The following is a 15,188-nucleotide window of genomic DNA, read 5'->3' as shown; positions in this document are numbered from 1 at the left end:
ACCCGTGCGGGCGTCCCGGTTGATCTCGTTGGTGCTGCTCCTCCAGTCGCGCGAGACCATGACCGCGGCCGAACTGGCCCGAGAGCTGGAGGTCTCCGAGCGGACCGTCTACCGGGACGTGCTGGCACTCTCCGCCGCCGGGGTGCCGGTCTACGCCGACCGGGGCCGCACCGGCGGGTACCGCCTGCTCGGCGGCTACCGCACCCGGCTGACCGGGCTGAGCCGGGACGAGGCGGAGGCACTCTTCCTCGCCGGGCTGCCCGGGCCGGCCGGCGACATGGGGCTCGCCGACGCGGTCGCGTCCGCCGAGCTGAAGGTGCTCGCCGCGCTGCCGCCGAGCCTGCGCGACGCGCCCGCCCGGACCGGGCAGCGGTTCCACCTGGACGTGCCGGGCTGGTTCCGGGACGCCGGGCCGCCGCCGTGGCTCGCCGAGCTCGCCGAGGGGGTCTGGCGCGACCGGATGGTGCGGATCCGCTACCGGCGCGGCGACCGGGAGGTCACCCGGGACGTGGCCCCGTACGGGCTGGTCCTCAAGAGCGGGACCTGGTACCTCGTCGGCCGGGTCGGCGACGGCTACCGGACGTACCGGGTGGACCGGGTCGGCGACGTCCAGGTCGCGGAGGAGACCTTCGACCGGGACGAGAGCTTCGACCTGTCCGGTTACTGGCGGGAGCAGGCCGAGGCGTTCCTGCGGAGCATGCTCCGCGCCGAGGTGACGTTGCGGTTGAGCTCCGCCGGCCTGCGCCGGCTCCGCCACCTCGTCGACGCGCCCTTCGTGTACGACGAGGCCGTCGCGGCCGCCGAAGGCCCCGACGCGCACGGGCGGGTGGTGCTGCGGCTGCCCGTCGAGGAAGTGGACGTGGCGTACGCCCAGTTGCTCACGCTCGGCCCCGAGGTGGAGGTGCTCGACCCACCGGAGCTGCGCGCGCAGATGGCGGACGCCGTCGCCCGGATGAGCCTGCTCTACGCCGGCCCACCCGCCTGAGCGGGCCGGCGAGCACCGCGGCCGGGAGCCGTCCTCAGTCGACCAGGCGGATGCGGACGCGGCGGTTGGCCCGCCCCTTGCTCTCCACCTTCACGACCTGCACCTTGCCGATGTGGGCGGTGGAGGCGACGTGGGTGCCGCCGTCGGCCTGGACGTCCAGCCCCACGATGTCGACGATCCGCACCTCCTGCTCGTCCGGCGGGATGAGGTTGGACTGGGTGCGGATGATGTCCGGCAACGCCAGCGCCTCCGCCCGCGGCAGCACCCGGACCGCGACCGCGCGATCCGCCGCCACCTCGGCGTTGACCAGCTCCTCGATCCGGGTCTTGAAGTCGGTCGGCACCTCGGGGAGGTTGAAGTCCATCCGGGCTTCGCCGGGCTCCATGTTGCCGCCGGTGACCAGCGCGCCGAAGTCGCGGAAGACCACGCCGCAGAGCACGTGCAGACCGGAGTGGGTACGCATCAACCGGGTGCGCCGGTCGTCCTCCACGGCGCCGGTCACGGTGGTGCCGGCCGGGGGCAGCGGGTCGCCCTCGGCCGGGATCAGCCAGAGGTCGTCGCCCTTGCGCGTGCCGACGATCCGGGTCTGTACGCCCTGCCAGAGCAGGACGCCGTGGTCCGGTGGCTGCCCACCGCCGCCCGGGTAGAAGGCCGATCGGTCGAGGACGATGCCCTGCTCGGGGTCGGCGTGCAGCACCGTGCACTCCCACTCCCGCAGCGTCGGGTCGGCGAGGTCCAGCCGGTGCGTCCGGCCGTGATGTGTGACACCCATGTCAGGGCAGGTTACTCGTTCAGGAACGTCGAGATCCGGCTGCGCAGGTCGGCGCGTTCCGTCCAGAGCACGCCCGGCCGGTCGTACACGTGCAGGGTGGCCGCGGGAAGCGCGACCGCGAGCTGCTCGGCCACCTCGACCGGGTGCAGGTCGTCGCCGGCGCACCCGATGACCAGCGCGGGTGCGGTGACCGCGGCCAGGGCGGTGACGTCCGGCAGCGCGACCTGCTCGGGGAGGTCGGCCAGGCCGGGGGCGAGCCCGTCGCGGAGGAGCTGGTCGAGGCGCTGGCGCAGGTACGCCCAGCCGGCCGGCGTGTTGCGTACGGCGGGCGGCAGCTCGTGCCCCACCACCTCCGCGACCGCCGACGCGTCGCCGCTCTCCACGGCCTCCAGCAGCAGGGTGAGCCGCTGCCGGGCGGCCTCGGCGCGCGGCCGGTCGAGCACCGCGGGCAGGAAGAAGACCAGCCGTTCGAAGCGTTCGGGGCTCTCCGCGAGCAGCCGGCACAGGGCGCCGGCGCCGAGGCTGGCGCCGAACGCGCGGGTCGCTCCGCTCAGGTCGGCCATGGCGCGGACGTCCCGCGCGAGGTCGGCGTAGCTCCACGGGCCGGGCGGCGCGTCCGACCGGCCGTGGCCCCGGAACTGGAAGAAGACCCTCCGGCCGGTGACACCGCTGCCGAACGGCCGGGTGGTGGCGATGCCGTTGCCGAGCCCGTGCGCGAAGAGGGTGACCGGGTCACCGGCGCCGGTGATAAGCCGTTCGAGGCGCACACCGTGCGGCGTGGCGACCAGCTCGGTCTCCGGCTCGGGCAGCGCGGGACGGCCGGTGCGCGGGCCACCGGGACCCGGGCCCCAGGTGCGGGGCCCGCCGTCCGGCGGGGGCGGCCAGCGGAAGCTCCTCACCAGAACCCTCTGCCGTCGCTCAGGTCGCGCAGGCCGACCCGTACGTCGAGCAGGTAGATGAGTGCGGCCGCGATGCCGATCAGTCCGAAGAGGCTGATCGGGCCGAACCCGATCAGGGTCAGCACGAGGCAGACGGCGAGGATCGCGATCCAGCCGCCCTTGGGCAGGGTGCCGATGGCGTTGAAGGCGTCGGACCGCTGGGTGATGGCGTGCACCAGGGCGACCCCCTCGATGATCAGCGCGAAGACGAGCAGGATCAGCTCGATCACGTAGCGGACTTCGAAGGCGAAGATCGGCGCGGCGTAGGCCATGACGGCAAGCTTATGTCGGCGACCCCGGATACGTCCGACAAGGACGCCTCCGGGGTCGCCGGTGCGAAGGTCTTACTCGGCGGCCGGGCGGGTCCGCTTGGTGGCCCGGGGCAGCTTCGCCGACGGGGTGTCGCCCGCCTTGACCGCCTTCGTGGCCTTCGTGGCCCGCGGCTTCCGGACGGCGGCCGGCCTGGCCTCGACGGCCTTCGCCACCTCGGTCGGGCTCGGCACCTCGGCCGGGGCGGTCGCCTCGGCCGGGTTCGCGACGGCGGCAGCCGGGGCGGTGTCGGCCTCGGTCGCCTCGATGTCGGCGTTCACGGTCTCGGCGGCCTCCAGGACGCCGGTGCCGACGACCCGCTCGCCCCGGGCGACCAGCGCACCGTACGCGGCCAGCGCCCGCTCCTGGGCGACCTGGGCGCCGGCCACCACGACGGCGGCGTTGCGGGTGGCCGCCGCGCGCAGCTTGTCCAGGTCGGCGACCTCACGCAGCTTGTTGAGGTCGGCGACCTCGCGCAGCCTGTCCAGGTCGGTCACCTCGCGCAGCCGGTTGAGGTCGAGGTCGCCCGCGGCGGCCTTCTCCCGCAGGGCGGTGGCGGTGCGCAGCGTCTCGTTGGCCTTCTCGCGCAGCTCGACGCCGGTCACCACGGCCTTCGTGCCCAGGTCGGTGACGACCTTGCTGCCGAGGTCGCTGACCACGGCGGGCAGCTTGCGCAGCTGCTGGAGGGCCAGCTCGCCGGCGCCGGCGGCGGCGTAGATCGGGGCCGGAATGCGGTTGGTCTTCGGCTGGGTCATGCCTTCTCCTCCTCGGCCGACTCCGCGGCCTTCGGGGCCGCGCTGCCGGCGGCCTTGTTCTCGGGGGTGCTCGGCGGGGCGGGCGCCGCACCGGCCTCGGTGACGGCGACCGACTCGAGGACGGCCTCGGTCGGGGTGCCCTCCGGTGTGGTCGGTCCGGTGGCCGCGGGGTTGACCAGCGCGGCCGACTCGGTGGGAGTGGTGGGCTCCGTGGGCGCGGCGGACGCGCCCGCGGCCGGCGCCTCCTGGTTCGCGTTCGCCGCGGCGGTCGCCTCGGCGAGCCGGGTGTTCTCCCGGCGGAAGGTCTCGTAGATCTGGCTCAGGGACTGCTTCTGGGCCATGGTCAGGTCGGGGTCCACGGCGATGGCGGCGAGCACGCCCTGGCCCTCCTTGTCGTCGAGCAGCCCGGCCCGCAGGTACATGGCCGGAGTGGAGACGCGCAGCGCGCTGGCGATCTGCTGGAGCACCTCGGCGCTGGGCTTGCGCAGGCCCCGCTCGATCTGGCTGAGGTAGGGGTTGCTGACCCCTGCCTGCTCGGCGAGCTGGCGCAGCGAGATCTTCGCGTTGCGCCGCAGGTCACGAATGAACCCGCCGATGTCGGGAAGCTCCTTACCAGTGGCCATGCGTCCGACGGTAGCCCGCTCTGCTAGCTGCTGCAAGCGGAATGCTAGCCAGAGTTAGCGACGTCTCATCCACGCCCTTGCGTACGTGGTCGCCCCCTGCGTACCTTCCACCGATGACCAAGATCGAAGTGAACGGCGCCGTGCTGGCGTACGACGACGTCGGCGAGGGCAGCCCTGTGGTGCTGCTGCACGCCGGCATCGCGGATCGACGCATGTGGCGGGCCCAGATCGGCGCGCTCGCGGCCCGGCACCGGGTGATCGCCCTGGACCTGCGCGGCTACGGCGAGTCCGAGCTGCCGCCGGCGCCGTTCGCCCACCACGACGACGTCGTGGGGCTGCTGGACGCGCTCGGCCTGCCCCGGGCGACGCTGGTCGGCTGCTCGTTCGGCGGCCGGGTCGCGGTGGACACCGCGCTGGCCCACCCCGAGCGCGTGTCGGCGCTGGCCCTCTTCGGCGCGCCCGTCTCGGGTCACGAGTGGTCCGAGGAGACCGAGCAGCTCTGGGAGGAGCTGGCCGGAGAACCGGACCCGGAGGACTTCACCGCCACCGCTGCCGCCGAGGTGCGGTTCTGGGTGGTGGGCCCGGGCCGCCGTCCGGAGGACGTCGACCCCGACCTGATCCGCTTCGCCGAGGCGATGGACCAGCGGGCGCTCGCCGCGGAGCTGGCGCTCAGCGCCGTCGAGGTCGGCGAACTCGACCCGCCGGCGGTCGACCGCCTCCACGAGCTGGCCGTACCCGTGCTCGCGGGGACCGGCACCGAGGACGTCGCCGACCTCCGCCGCCTCGCCGACCGGCTCGCGGCCGAGGCACCCCGGGGCGTACGGATGCCGGACGTGCCGGGCGCCGCCCACCTCGCGCCGCTGGAGCGCCCGGAGCCCGTCAACAAGGCGCTGCTCGACTTCCTGGCCTGAGCCGGGGGACACCCGCCTGTCGACGGGCCGGGACGGGCCGGGGCCACCACTTCCGGGAAGTGGTGGCCTCGGCGCGCATTGGTAATCCGGTGGCTGCGGTTACCAGAGCGGCCGGACCGCGCCGACCGGGACGCCCCCGCCGAAGAGCGGCACCTCGGCGTACTCGGTGAGCACCGGAGCGTCGACGTTCAGGCGGCGCAACGCGGAGACCAGCACCGGCATCCGGGCGCGGGCGGCGCCGTCGTCGATCTTCAGGGCCACCGCGCCGACACCCGGCAGCGCCGCGGCGATCACGCCCTCCGCGCCGACCTTCGCGAGCAGGCCCGGAATCCCGCGCATCAGCCGGGTGTCGTCGGCCTGGGTACCACCGACGATCTCCGGGTGCGCGCGCATCGCGTCGGCCACCGACCGCGGGTGCGAGCCCTCCTGTGCCGAGACCAGCCGCAGGAACGCGCCGGCCAGCCCGGTGAGCGAGATCGCCAGCACCGGGGCGCCGCAGCCGTCGACACCGACGGCCGACACCTCCTCCCCGGCGAACTCCTCGACCGCCGCACGCAGGCGCTGCTGCAACGGGTGCTCCGGTCGCCAGTAGCCGTCCACCGGCCACCCCGCCGCGAGGCAGGTCAGCAGCATGCCGCTGTGCTTGCCGGAGCAGTTCATCTGCACCCGGGTCGGCCCACCTCCGGCGCGCAGCACCGCCTCCCGCGCCGCCTCGCCGACGGGCAGGTCCGGCGGGCAGTGCAGCGCCGACTCGTCCAGTCCGGCCCGGATCAGCAGCGCGCCGACCCGGGCCAGGTGAAAGTCCTCACCGGCGTGACTTGCCGAGACGATCGCCAGGTCGGCCGGGTCGGTCAGCGGCAGGCCGGCACGGAGCATCCCGATCGCCTGCATCGGCTTGTTGGACGAGCGGGGGAATATCGCGGAGGTGACGTCACCGGTGGCGGCGACCGTCGCCCCCGACGCGTCCAGCACCACGACCGAGCCGCGGTGCACACCCTCGACGAACTCCGACCGGACCACCTCGGCGAGCGGCGCGCCGCCCTCGTACGTCTTTCCCACGGTGTGGACGGTACCGACGGACCAGGGGTGACCGTCCGTCGGGTGACCAGGTCCTCCGGGAATCTGTGACAGGAGTGGCGACCGGGACCGGCCTTACAGGCCGAGCAGCGCGCGGGCCTCCGCGGTGGTGAGCGGCGGGCGCTGCGCGAGCTGCGCGAAGCCGACCGCGCGGGCGACCAACTGCATGTTGGACTCCACCGGCCGTCCCTTGGCGTACGTCACCGTGTCCTCCATCCCGACCCGCAGGTGCCCGCCGGTCGACAGGGAGGCCAGCAGGACGGGCAGGGTGGCGCGACCGATGCCGGTGGCGGAGAAGGTCGTCCCCTCCGGCAGGTCGCGCAGCATCTGCCGGGCCGCCACCAGGGTCTCGGTGGTGCCCGGCATGCCGCCCGGTACGCCCATCACGAAGTCGACGTGCACGTGCCCGCCGTGCGGCAGGCCGTACTTGCCGAGCAGGCGCTGGAGCGCCGTCAGATGGCCGAGGTCGAAGATCTCGTACTCCGGCACGATCCCCCGCTCCTGCATGCGGGTGTGCAGCTCGACGATGAACTCCCAGCGGTTGAGGAAGACGTCGTCGCCGAAGTTGACGGTGCCCATGGTGCAGGAGGCCATGTCGGGCGCGGCGTCGAGCACCGCGAGCCGGTCGGCCTCCGGGTCGGTGACGGCACCGCCCGAGGAGAGCTGGACGATCAGGTCGGTGCTCTCCCGCAGGGCGGCCACGGTCGCCCGCAGCCGGCCCGGGTCGAGGGTGGGCTTCGCCTCGTCGTCGCGGATGTGGACGTGGATCACGGCGGCGCCGAGCGCCTCGCACTCCTTCGCGGTGAGCAGCAGCTCGTCGAGGGTCACCGGCAGCGCCGGGACCTCCGCCTTGGCCGACTCCGCGCCGGTGGGGGCAACCGTGATCAACGTCCCTGTCGTCATGCCCGGATCCTAGACGCCGCCCCGGCCGGGGTCGATCGGCGCCGACCGGGCCCTCCGCTACTCGGGGTCGATGGCGGCGGCGACGGTGTCGATCATGAGACGGGCGTCCTCGGGGACGTTCCGCTTGATCACGGCGAGGGCGATCTGACCCAGCTCGTGGTGGTGCACGGCGGTGCCGACGAAGCCGACCGTGCGGCCGTCGAGGGTCACCGGAGCACCGGCGGTCGGCGGCTGGTCGGTGGTCACCCCGTCCAGGTGCAGCAGGACGAGGCGACGCGGCGGGCGGCCGAGGTTGTGCACCCGGGCGACCGTCTCCTGCCCCCGGTAGCAGCCCTTGTCGAGGTGCACGGCGGAGCCGATCAGGTTCACCTCGGCGGGGATGGTCCGGTGGTCGGTGTCCACTCCGACGCGGGGCCGGCGGGCGGCCACCCGGATCGCCTCGTACGCCCAGAGCCCGGCGACCGGCACCCCCGCGCCGTGCAACTCCTCCACCACCTGGCCCATCGCCTCGCGGGGCACCAGCAGGTCCACTCCGAGCGGCACCCGCCGGGCCCAGCCACCGATGGGCAGCGGCTTCACCGCGTACCGCACGGTGGGCCGCGACGGCATCTCGCCGTGCCGGAACTTCGGACCGGGCACCGCGACCTGGTCGGGTGCGGCCAGCCCGGTCACGCCGAGGGTCTCGAGCGCCCCGGTGGCCTCCGGCCCGACCAGGGACAGCAGCGCGTGGTCGGCGGTGGCGTCACGCGGCTCGACCTTGCTGAAGAAACGCATCTTCTCCAGGTACGCCAGCAGCCCGCTGGTCGCTCCCGGCTCGGTGTCCAGCCAGGTGGTGACGCCGTCCTCGGCGACCATGGCGTGCTGCTCGACGTGCCCGTGCGGGGAGAGCACCAGCAGCTCCGTACCCTCGCCCGCGGTCAGGTCGGCGAGGTGCTGCGAGGTGAGGGTGTGCAGCCAGCCGGCGCGATCCTCGCCCGGCACCGCCACCACACCCCGGTGCGACCGGTCCACCAGGCCGACCGCGGTGTCGAGGGTGCGCTGCTCCCGCATGGGGTCGCCGTAGTGGGCGGCGACGCCGCGCACCCCGGCCGCCGCGTGCTCCGGCTCCGGCTGGTCCCGGCTGGCCTCGTCGATGCTCTCGACGGCCACCGCACCCGCGATGTCGATCATTCCTGGTCCCCGTTCTCGCAGCTGCCGCAGACGCCGAAGAATGACACGTGCCCGATGTCGACCCGGAACCCCCGCTGGGCGGCCAGCTGGTCGGCGAGCGGCCGGATCAGATCGGGGTCGACCTCGTCGATCGCGCCGCAGTCCCGGCAGACGAGGTGCACGTGCTGGTGCTCGCCCGCGGCGTGGTAGGTCGGCGAGCCGTGCGAGAGGTGGGTGTGGGTCACCAGGCCGAGCCGCTCCAGCAACTCCAGCGTGCGGTAGATGGTGGTGATGTTCACACCGGCGGCCACCTCACGGACCGCGGTGTGCACCTGCTCGGGCGTGGCGTGGCCGAGGTCCAGCACCGCCTGCAGGATCAGCTGCCGCTGCGCCGTCAGCCGCAGCCCACGGGAGCGGAGCATTTCCGCCAGGGAGGATTCGGACACCGTCCGATCATAGTTCGCCGTCACGCCCGTCCCGGCTCACGTCGCTCGCCGGGGCGGCCCGGGACGCGGTGATCATGGGATCGACGGGTGCCGCCCTCCCGGGCGGACCCGTCGACCCCGTTCGCGACGAAGGGCGAGGAGATCAGCCGCCGACGCGGATGAGCCGGGCGGAGAGGTGCGGGTTGAGCCCCTGACCGACGGCGGCCATCTCCTGGGCGTAGAGCAGCGCGCCCTCGACGATGCCGAAGAGCCGGTGGCCGGCCGTCACCTCCTTGGCCGTGGACGTCCGCACCACGGCGTCGGTGACCAGCTCGACCTGGGTGCCGGTGCGCCGCCCGAGGTAGAGCTCCATCACCCCCGTCGGGGTCGTCATGAGGGCCTCCAGCTCGTCCGTGGCCCGCTCACCGTCGAACACCGGCCGCCACCAGCCGACCTCGCGGCCCGCCGGGCGCACCGGCCGGCTCTCCTCGTCGAGGATCCAGGCCCGGGACTCGTAGAACAGGAACGGCCGCCCGTCGTGGCTGATCCGGATCTCCTGGGCGAAGTCGAAGTCCTCGATCGTGGGGTAACCGCCCCGCCCCCGGCCGCGCCACTGCCCGATGTACGGCAGGAAGCCGTCCAGGGCCGGGTGCAGCTTCGGGCCGACGCGCAGGTCGTGACTCTCCTCGTACGGGTAGGGGTCGACCGGCGGCGCGTTCAGCCACGGCGGCGGCTCCAGCGGGTTGTCGTCCGACGGGTTCGCGCTCACCGGATCTCCTTCGCTCGCGACTGCGGGGCTCGCAAACCCGGCACACTCCTCGCGCTCACCAGTTACCTCTCGACATGCGTACGGCCAGGTAGATCAGGCCACCGGCGAGCGCGCCCAGGCCGGCGACAAGCAGGCTGACGAACCCGATCTCGGTAACCATCGCGGCCATCCTATGCTGGGCTCCATGCCGCGCACTCTCGTCGTCAAGGCCACCGCCGGGGCGGACGCCCCCGAGCGGTGCGCCCAGGCGTTCACGGTCGCCGCGACGGCCGCCGCCGCCGGGGTGCAGGTCTCGCTCTGGCTGACCGGCGAGTCCACCTGGTTCGCCCTGCCCGGGCGGGCCGAGGAGTTCGAGCTGCCGCACTCCGCCCCGCTGGCCGAGCTGCTGCACGTGTTGTTGACCACCGGGACGGTCACCGCGTGCACCCAGTGCGCGGCCCGGCGGGACATCGGCCCGGACGACGTGCTGCCGGGCGTACGGATCGCCGGCGCCGCCGTCTTCGTCGAGGAGACGATGGCCGAGGGCGCGCAGGCGCTCGTCTACTGACAGCGGCCGGGCCGCCGACCGCGAAGCGCCCGAACTGCGTGGACTGCCGATACCGACCCCATATGTCGGGTGGCTGCCTACGATTCTGATGTGAGCGAGGCGATCGAGCGGTTCTTCGAATCGCTGCCGGCGCGTGCCCCCGAGATCCTGCGCGGACTGGTCAGCGGAACCCTCCAGATCGACCTCACCCGGGCAAGCGTGACGGAGCACTGGCTCGTCCGGATGCGCCCCGGAGCGGTGGAGGTGAGCCGCGACCGCGGGCCGGCCGACGCGATCTGGTACAGCAGCGAGGACCTCTTCGAGCGGATGGTGAAGGGGGAGGCGCAGGGCGTCGCCGCGGTGCTGCGCAACGAGAGCACGTTCAGCGGCAACGTCGTGCTCTTCCTCGCGTTCCGGCGGTTCTTTCCCGACCCGCCCGGGACCCGCGACCCGCGCCGGGTGGCCCGGGAGAACACCGGACGGCTGGCGTGAAGGACCTGGTCAGCATCCTGGACGGCAACACGTTCCTGGTGACCGACCGACGCGGTGACGTCGAGCCCTCCTTCGACTTCCCCACCGGCCTCTTCAGCTTCGACACGCGCTACCTCTCCACCTGGCTGCTCACCCTGAACGGGGAGCGGCTGCACGCGCTCTCCATCGACGAGTCGGAGTCCTACCGCACCCGCTTCTTCCTCGCCCCCGGCGAGCCGACGCACTACCTCGACGCCAAGGTGTCGGTGATCCGCAGCCGGACGATCGGCGGCAGCTTCGACGAGGCGCTGACCGTGCTGAACCACTCGGGCGAGGCGGTCGAGTTCACGCTGCGGCTCGACATCGGCGCGGACTTCGCCGATCTCTTCGAGATCAAGGGCGCTCGGCAGAAGAAGGGCCGGACGACCGCCACGGTCAGCGGCAACGAGCTGCGCCTGACCTACCGGCGGGAGGCCTTCCACCGCGAGGTGGTGATCGTGACCAGCGAGCCGGCCGAGATCGACGTGGCCGGCATGACCTTCCGCCTGCGGATCGGCCGGCACGGCCAGTGGACGACCCGGCTGCGCGTGGCGACCGTCGTGTACGGCGCGCGCGGCGAGGACATCCGGGCCACCCTGCCGTACGGCGGCAGCCGGGACGCGGCCACCATCGCGGCCGAGCAGAACGAGCTGATCGAACGGGCGCCGAAGCTCGGCTGCGACTGCGAGCCGTTGGCCACCGCGTACCGGTGCAGCCTCAACGACCTCGGCGCGCTGCGCTACGAGTCGATCGCCCTCGGCGTCCGGCTGCTCGCCGCCGGGCTGCCGTGGTTCATGACCCTCTTCGGCCGGGACAGCATCTTCACCTCGCTCCAGGTGCTGCCGTTCCTGCCCGAGCTGATCCCGCCGACCCTCCAGATCCTCGGGGGTCTGCAGGGGCACCGGGTGGACGACTTCCGGGACGAGGAGCCGGGGAAGATCCTGCACGAGCTGCGGTACGGCGAGACGGCCGGCTTCGAGGAGCAACCGCACTCGCCGTACTACGGCTCGGCCGACTCCACCCCCCTCTTCGTCATCCTGCTCGACGAGTACGAGCGGTGGACCGGCGACAGCCAGCCGGTGCTGCTGCTCGAATCGCAGGCGCGGGCGGCGCTGGACTGGATCGACACCTACGGCGACCTGCTCGGCACCGGCTACATCTGGTACCAGACCCGCAACCCGGAGACCGGGCTCCAGAACCAGTGCTGGAAGGACTCGTGGGACGCCATCTCCTACGCCGACGGGCGCCTCCCCGGGTTTCCCCGCGCCACCTGCGAGCTCCAGGGTTACGCCTACGACGCGAAGATCCGGGGCGCCCGGCTGGCCCGCACGTTCTGGAACGACCCGGCGTACGCCGACCGCCTCGAACGCGAGGCCGCGGAGCTGAAGCAGCGGTTCAACCGCGACTTCTGGATCCCCGAGCGGGAGTACTACGCGCTCGCCCTCGACGCGGACGGCCGGCAGGTGGACGCCCTCGCCTCCAACATGGGCCACCTGCTCTGGAGCGGCATCGTGGACGAAGGGCGGGCCGGCCGCATCGTCCAGCACCTGCTCGGGCCGCAGATGTTCTCCGGCTGGGGCGTCCGGACGCTCGCGAAGGACCAGGGCCGGTACAACCCGATCGGTTACCACGTGGGCACGGTCTGGCCGTTCGACAACTCGATCATCGCGTGGGGCCTCTGGCGGTACGGCTACCGCGAGGAGGCCGGCCGGATCTGCGACGCCATGCTCGCCGCCTCCCGCTTCTTCGACGGCCGGCTGCCCGAGGCGTTCGCCGGCTACGACCGCCGCCTCACCGAGTACCCCGTGCGCTACCCGACGGCGTGCAGCCCGCAGGCCTGGTCGACGGGCACCCCGCTCCTGCTGCTGCGGGTCATGCTCGGTCTGCAACCGCAGGGCGAGCATCTGATCATCGATCCGGCCGTGCCGCCGGGCATGGGCCGCGTCGAACTGTTGGACATCCCCGGCCGCTGGGGCCAGGTGGACGCGCTCGGCCGCAGCCGCACCAACGCCGGTCGCTGACCAGGGCCTAGCCGTCAGGGGCAGCCGGTGGTGGCGGCGACGTGGGGCAGGTCCCCCGCGGTGTCGGCCAGGACGGTGACCGGGCCGGTGCGGTAGGCGTACGCCTCGCGGGTCGCCAGGACCGGGCCGCCGGTGGCCAGCGGCGCGAGGGCTGCCGCCGGGCCGGGATCGCCGGCGGCACGTGCGGTACGGGCGACGCCACCGCCGGGGCAGGGCGCGGTGACCAGTTCGGGGGCCGGCGCGGCCGGAAGGCCGAGCGCGCGCAGCGCGTCCCCGAGCGCGGTCACCTCGGCGCCGGCCGTCGCGGTGGCCGGCTCGTAGCCGTCGCCCACCGGCCGGCAACCCGTGTCGACGGTCAACCGGAAGCGCCGCTCCCCCGCCGGGCGCCCCCGCACCGCGACGAACTCGCCCGCGTCGGCGCGCAACCGGAGCCCGTCGGGAGTCATCCGCACCCCGGCCCGCCAGTCCGCCGGCAGCCGGTCGGCGATGCCCTCCAACAGCTCCCGCTCGGCACCGGAGGCGGCGGCCACCTCGACGGCCCGGGTGAGGGTCGCCCCCTCCACGAACGGGGTGACCCGGCACCCTCGCTCGACCTCCGGCGGGGTCAGCTCCAGCACCGCGGGACCGGCGGCCGCGACGAGCTCTCCCGCGGCCCGGTCCACCAGCCGGCCGGCCTCGGCGAGGGTGCGCTGTTCGCGAACGGTGGGCGGGTCGGCGCGGACCGAGATCCACACCAGCACGACGAGCAGCAGCCCCCACCCGACGGCCGCCGCCAGGAGCCAGCGCCGCCGGGTCCGCGCCGGCGCGTCGGGACCGGTCGGCGGGACGTACCCCGTCTGGACAGCACCGCTCACCCGGCCATGGTGTCACGCGGCGTCCGGCCACCCGGTGGCGGTCGTCCGCGCCCACGCCGGCGGGACGGCGAACCCCGGCGGGACGTCCTCCCCGACGCGCCGCGGCCGGCCACCCGAGCGGGTGGCCGGCCGCGGACGATCAGAGCGTGGGTCAGGAGGCGACCGTGACGGAGACCTCGTTGATGCCCCGGCCGGCGGTCACGGCGGTGTCGCCGTTGCCGTGCCGGGAGAGCGCGCGCAGCGTCCAGCTGCCCGGTGCGGCGAAGAACCGGAACTGCCCGGCCGCCGACGTCACGACCTCGGCGGTGAACTCACCACTCGAGTCGAGCAGACGGACGTACGCGCCCGGCACGGCCTCGCCCTCGGCGGAGCGGACGGTGCCGGTGATGACGGTCTCCTTGTCGAGGTCCAGGCTGGCCGGCAGCGGCGCGGCCTGGTCGGGCGCGGCGCAGCCCGCGGCGGTGGGTGCGGTCACGGCTCACGCCTCCCCGGGCTCGTCGCCCAGCGCCACCGGGACGCCGACCAGCGAGCCGTACTCGGTCCAGGAACCGTCGTAGTTCTTCACGTTGCGGTGCCCGAGCAGCTCCTGGAGCACGAACCAGGTGTGCGAGGAGCGCTCGCCGATCCGGCAGTACGCGATGGTCTCCTTGCTGTCGTCCAGCCCCGCGTCGGCGTAGATCTTGCGCAGCTCGTCGTCGGACTTGAAGGTGCCGTCCTCGTTGGCCGCCTTCGACCACGGCACGCTGATCGCCGTCGGGATGTGGCCGCCCCGCTGCGCCTGCTCCTGCGGCAGGTGCGCGGGGGCGAGCAGGCGGCCCGCGTACTCGTCGGGCGAGCGCACGTCGACCAGGTTCTTCGTGCCGATGGCGTCGACCACTTCGTCGCGGAAGGCGCGGATCGAGGTGTCCGGCTCCTGCGCCACGTAGCGGGTGGCCGGGCGGGTCACCGCGTCCTTGACCAGCGGACGGGCGTCCAGCTCCCACTTCTTGCGGCCGCCGTCGAGCAGCTTGACGTCCCGGTGGCCGTAGAGCTTGAAGTACCAGTAGGCGTACGCGGCGAACCAGTTGTTGTTGCCACCGTAGAGGATCACGGTGTCGTCGTTGCCGATGCCGCGCTCGGAGAGGAGCGCCTCGAACTGGCTCTTGTTCACGAAGTCCCGGCGCACCGGGTCCTGCAGATCGGTCTTCCAGTCCAGCTTGATCGCCCCGGCGATGTGGCCGGTGTCGTACGCCGACGTGTCCTCGTCGACCTCGACGAAGACGACGCCCGGGGTGTCGAGGTTCTTCTCGGCCCAGTCGGCCGAAACGAGTGCGGTGTCGCGACTCATCAGATCACTCCCTGTTGAGGATGGACGGTGAGCCAGCGCGCGGAGATTGATTTGTGGGTGTCGCACCACGCGCGGGACCCATGGGTGAGAACGGATCACGGGTTCGTGCGACGGCGCCGCTGCCGGGCGGATGGGTGGGAGCACTCGAGGGTACGCAGACCCTGCGTGCGGATGGCCGCGTCAGGCGGCCGAGGACAGCCCCGCCGTCAGATGACGGGGCGACACAGGCAGGTGGCCACGCGGCACAGGTCGACCGCGCGCCGTTTGGTGAGGAGCGTCCCCATGAGCAGGCAGCCTACCAGCCACGGGCCGCCACGCCACCGGTGCGACCAGC

At 73.4% G+C, this 15,188-nt stretch carries 20 protein-coding genes; 5 read left to right on the top strand and 15 right to left on the bottom strand.

Annotated features, from left to right (window positions below):
* The first annotated feature begins 4 nt into the window (after positions 1–4).
* Entirely contained in the window at positions 5–985 is a 981-nt protein-coding gene (locus SM573_RS08270; protein WP_474611219.1) for a helix-turn-helix transcriptional regulator, read from the top strand.
* A 34-nt stretch (positions 986–1,019) separates the two neighbouring features.
* Here the strand turns inward: SM573_RS08270 and SM573_RS08265 are convergent, their stop codons facing one another.
* From SM573_RS08265 to SM573_RS08245, 5 genes are all read right to left on the bottom strand, one after another.
* Positions 1,020–1,757: an alanyl-tRNA editing protein gene (locus SM573_RS08265; RefSeq protein ID WP_474615847.1), complete on the bottom strand. Its 738-nt coding sequence runs from the start codon at positions 1,755–1,757 to the stop codon at positions 1,020–1,022.
* Positions 1,758–1,768: 11 nt separating this feature from the next.
* Positions 1,769–2,656 (bottom strand): alpha/beta fold hydrolase, encoded by an 888-nt coding sequence (locus SM573_RS08260; RefSeq protein ID WP_474611221.1) that lies wholly within the window; start codon positions 2,654–2,656, stop codon positions 1,769–1,771.
* Positions 2,653–2,967 (bottom strand): DUF2516 family protein, encoded by a 315-nt coding sequence (locus SM573_RS08255; RefSeq protein ID WP_474611222.1) that lies wholly within the window; start codon positions 2,965–2,967, stop codon positions 2,653–2,655. The genes SM573_RS08260 and SM573_RS08255 overlap by 4 nt, the downstream gene beginning before the upstream one ends.
* 72 nt (positions 2,968–3,039) lie before the next feature.
* Positions 3,040–3,759: a hypothetical protein gene (locus tag SM573_RS08250; protein WP_474615846.1), complete on the bottom strand. Its 720-nt coding sequence runs from the start codon at positions 3,757–3,759 to the stop codon at positions 3,040–3,042.
* Complete coding sequence (locus SM573_RS08245; protein ID WP_474615845.1) at positions 3,756–4,382, bottom strand: helix-turn-helix domain-containing protein; 627 nt, start codon at positions 4,380–4,382, stop codon at positions 3,756–3,758. The genes SM573_RS08250 and SM573_RS08245 overlap by 4 nt, the downstream gene beginning before the upstream one ends.
* Before the next feature lie 113 nt (positions 4,383–4,495).
* Between SM573_RS08245 and SM573_RS08240 the strand changes: the two genes are divergently transcribed.
* The gene (locus SM573_RS08240; protein WP_474615844.1) at positions 4,496–5,293 is read left to right on the top strand and encodes an alpha/beta fold hydrolase; all 798 of its coding nucleotides are present in this window, start codon (positions 4,496–4,498) and stop codon (positions 5,291–5,293) included.
* Positions 5,294–5,392: 99 nt separating this feature from the next.
* On the opposite strand, the gene SM573_RS08235 is transcribed toward SM573_RS08240, so the two are convergent.
* The 6 genes from SM573_RS08235 to mtfM form a co-directional block, all read right to left on the bottom strand.
* The gene (locus SM573_RS08235) at positions 5,393–6,352 is read right to left on the bottom strand and encodes an asparaginase (RefSeq protein ID WP_474611226.1); all 960 of its coding nucleotides are present in this window, start codon (positions 6,350–6,352) and stop codon (positions 5,393–5,395) included.
* 93 nt (positions 6,353–6,445) lie between these two features.
* On the bottom strand, positions 6,446–7,273 hold the full coding sequence (locus SM573_RS08230; RefSeq protein ID WP_474611227.1) for a beta-keto acid cleavage family enzyme: 828 nt from the start codon (positions 7,271–7,273) through the stop codon (positions 6,446–6,448).
* Between the two features lie 57 nt (positions 7,274–7,330).
* Entirely contained in the window at positions 7,331–8,443 is a 1,113-nt protein-coding gene (gene ygfZ, locus SM573_RS08225) for a CAF17-like 4Fe-4S cluster assembly/insertion protein YgfZ (protein WP_474611228.1), read from the bottom strand.
* On the bottom strand, positions 8,440–8,844 hold the full coding sequence (locus tag SM573_RS08220) for a Fur family transcriptional regulator (protein ID WP_474611497.1): 405 nt from the start codon (positions 8,842–8,844) through the stop codon (positions 8,440–8,442). The genes ygfZ and SM573_RS08220 overlap by 4 nt, the downstream gene beginning before the upstream one ends.
* Before the next feature lie 166 nt (positions 8,845–9,010).
* Positions 9,011–9,616 (bottom strand): heme-binding beta-barrel domain-containing protein, encoded by a 606-nt coding sequence (locus SM573_RS08215; RefSeq protein WP_474611229.1) that lies wholly within the window; start codon positions 9,614–9,616, stop codon positions 9,011–9,013.
* A 55-nt stretch (positions 9,617–9,671) separates the two neighbouring features.
* A complete protein-coding gene (gene mtfM / locus SM573_RS08210; protein ID WP_474611230.1) occupies positions 9,672–9,776 on the bottom strand; it encodes a small membrane protein MtfM in 105 nt (34 codons plus the stop codon).
* 12 nt (positions 9,777–9,788) lie between these two features.
* Here mtfM and SM573_RS08205 point away from each other — a divergent pair, with 12 nt between their 5' ends.
* The 3 genes from SM573_RS08205 to SM573_RS08195 all read left to right on the top strand — a co-directional run bounded on the left by SM573_RS08205 (position 9,789) and on the right by SM573_RS08195 (position 12,673).
* Positions 9,789–10,163, top strand: a complete 375-nt coding sequence (locus tag SM573_RS08205) for a DsrE family protein (RefSeq protein ID WP_474611231.1) — start codon at positions 9,789–9,791, stop codon at positions 10,161–10,163.
* Positions 10,164–10,253: 90 nt separating this feature from the next.
* The gene (locus SM573_RS08200; protein WP_474611232.1) at positions 10,254–10,634 is read left to right on the top strand and encodes an SCP2 sterol-binding domain-containing protein; all 381 of its coding nucleotides are present in this window, start codon (positions 10,254–10,256) and stop codon (positions 10,632–10,634) included.
* Positions 10,631–12,673, top strand: coding sequence for an amylo-alpha-1,6-glucosidase (locus tag SM573_RS08195; RefSeq protein ID WP_474611233.1), 2,043 nt, complete (start codon positions 10,631–10,633; stop codon positions 12,671–12,673). The genes SM573_RS08200 and SM573_RS08195 overlap by 4 nt, the downstream gene beginning before the upstream one ends.
* 14 nt (positions 12,674–12,687) lie before the next feature.
* Here SM573_RS08195 and SM573_RS08190 read toward each other — a convergent pair whose 3' ends face one another.
* The 4 genes from SM573_RS08190 to SM573_RS08175 form a co-directional block, all read right to left on the bottom strand.
* Positions 12,688–13,527: a hypothetical protein gene (locus SM573_RS08190; RefSeq protein ID WP_474611234.1), complete on the bottom strand. Its 840-nt coding sequence runs from the start codon at positions 13,525–13,527 to the stop codon at positions 12,688–12,690.
* A 151-nt stretch (positions 13,528–13,678) separates the two neighbouring features.
* Positions 13,679–14,002 (bottom strand): DUF1416 domain-containing protein, encoded by a 324-nt coding sequence (locus SM573_RS08185; protein ID WP_474611235.1) that lies wholly within the window; start codon positions 14,000–14,002, stop codon positions 13,679–13,681.
* Positions 14,003–14,005: 3 nt separating this feature from the next.
* Positions 14,006–14,854 carry a sulfurtransferase gene (locus tag SM573_RS08180; protein WP_474611236.1) on the bottom strand — a complete coding sequence of 283 codons (849 nt, stop codon included), beginning with the start codon at positions 14,852–14,854 and terminating at the stop codon, positions 14,006–14,008.
* 206 nt (positions 14,855–15,060) lie between these two features.
* Entirely contained in the window at positions 15,061–15,138 is a 78-nt protein-coding gene (locus tag SM573_RS08175; RefSeq protein ID WP_311202345.1) for an Ms5788A family Cys-rich leader peptide, read from the bottom strand.
* Positions 15,139–15,188 lie beyond the last annotated feature (50 nt).

This window comes from Micromonospora xinjiangensis (genome assembly GCF_056150165.1).
The sequence above is the reverse complement of the archived record's forward strand: the minus strand, read 5'-3'. Positions and strand labels throughout refer to the sequence as shown.

Coding starts and splice junctions, on each gene's coding strand:
- SM573_RS08265 (WP_474615847.1), bottom strand. CDS start 1,757: ATGGGTGTCACACATCACGGCCGGACGCACCGGCTGGACCTCGCCGAC.
- SM573_RS08255 (WP_474611222.1), bottom strand. CDS start 2,967: ATGGCCTACGCCGCGCCGATCTTCGCCTTCGAAGTCCGCTACGTGATC.
- SM573_RS08250 (WP_474615846.1), bottom strand. CDS start 3,759: ATGACCCAGCCGAAGACCAACCGCATTCCGGCCCCGATCTACGCCGCC.
- SM573_RS08245 (WP_474615845.1), bottom strand. CDS start 4,382: ATGGCCACTGGTAAGGAGCTTCCCGACATCGGCGGGTTCATTCGTGAC.
- SM573_RS08240 (WP_474615844.1), top strand. CDS start 4,496: ATGACCAAGATCGAAGTGAACGGCGCCGTGCTGGCGTACGACGACGTC.
- SM573_RS08230 (WP_474611227.1), bottom strand. CDS start 7,273: ATGACGACAGGGACGTTGATCACGGTTGCCCCCACCGGCGCGGAGTCG.
- ygfZ (WP_474611228.1), bottom strand. CDS start 8,443: ATGATCGACATCGCGGGTGCGGTGGCCGTCGAGAGCATCGACGAGGCC.
- SM573_RS08220 (WP_474611497.1), bottom strand. CDS start 8,844: ATGCTCCGCTCCCGTGGGCTGCGGCTGACGGCGCAGCGGCAGCTGATC.
- mtfM (WP_474611230.1), bottom strand. CDS start 9,776: ATGGTTACCGAGATCGGGTTCGTCAGCCTGCTTGTCGCCGGCCTGGGC.
- SM573_RS08205 (WP_474611231.1), top strand. CDS start 9,789: ATGCTGGGCTCCATGCCGCGCACTCTCGTCGTCAAGGCCACCGCCGGG.
- SM573_RS08180 (WP_474611236.1), bottom strand. CDS start 14,854: ATGAGTCGCGACACCGCACTCGTTTCGGCCGACTGGGCCGAGAAGAAC.
- SM573_RS08175 (WP_311202345.1), bottom strand. CDS start 15,138: ATGGGGACGCTCCTCACCAAACGGCGCGCGGTCGACCTGTGCCGCGTG.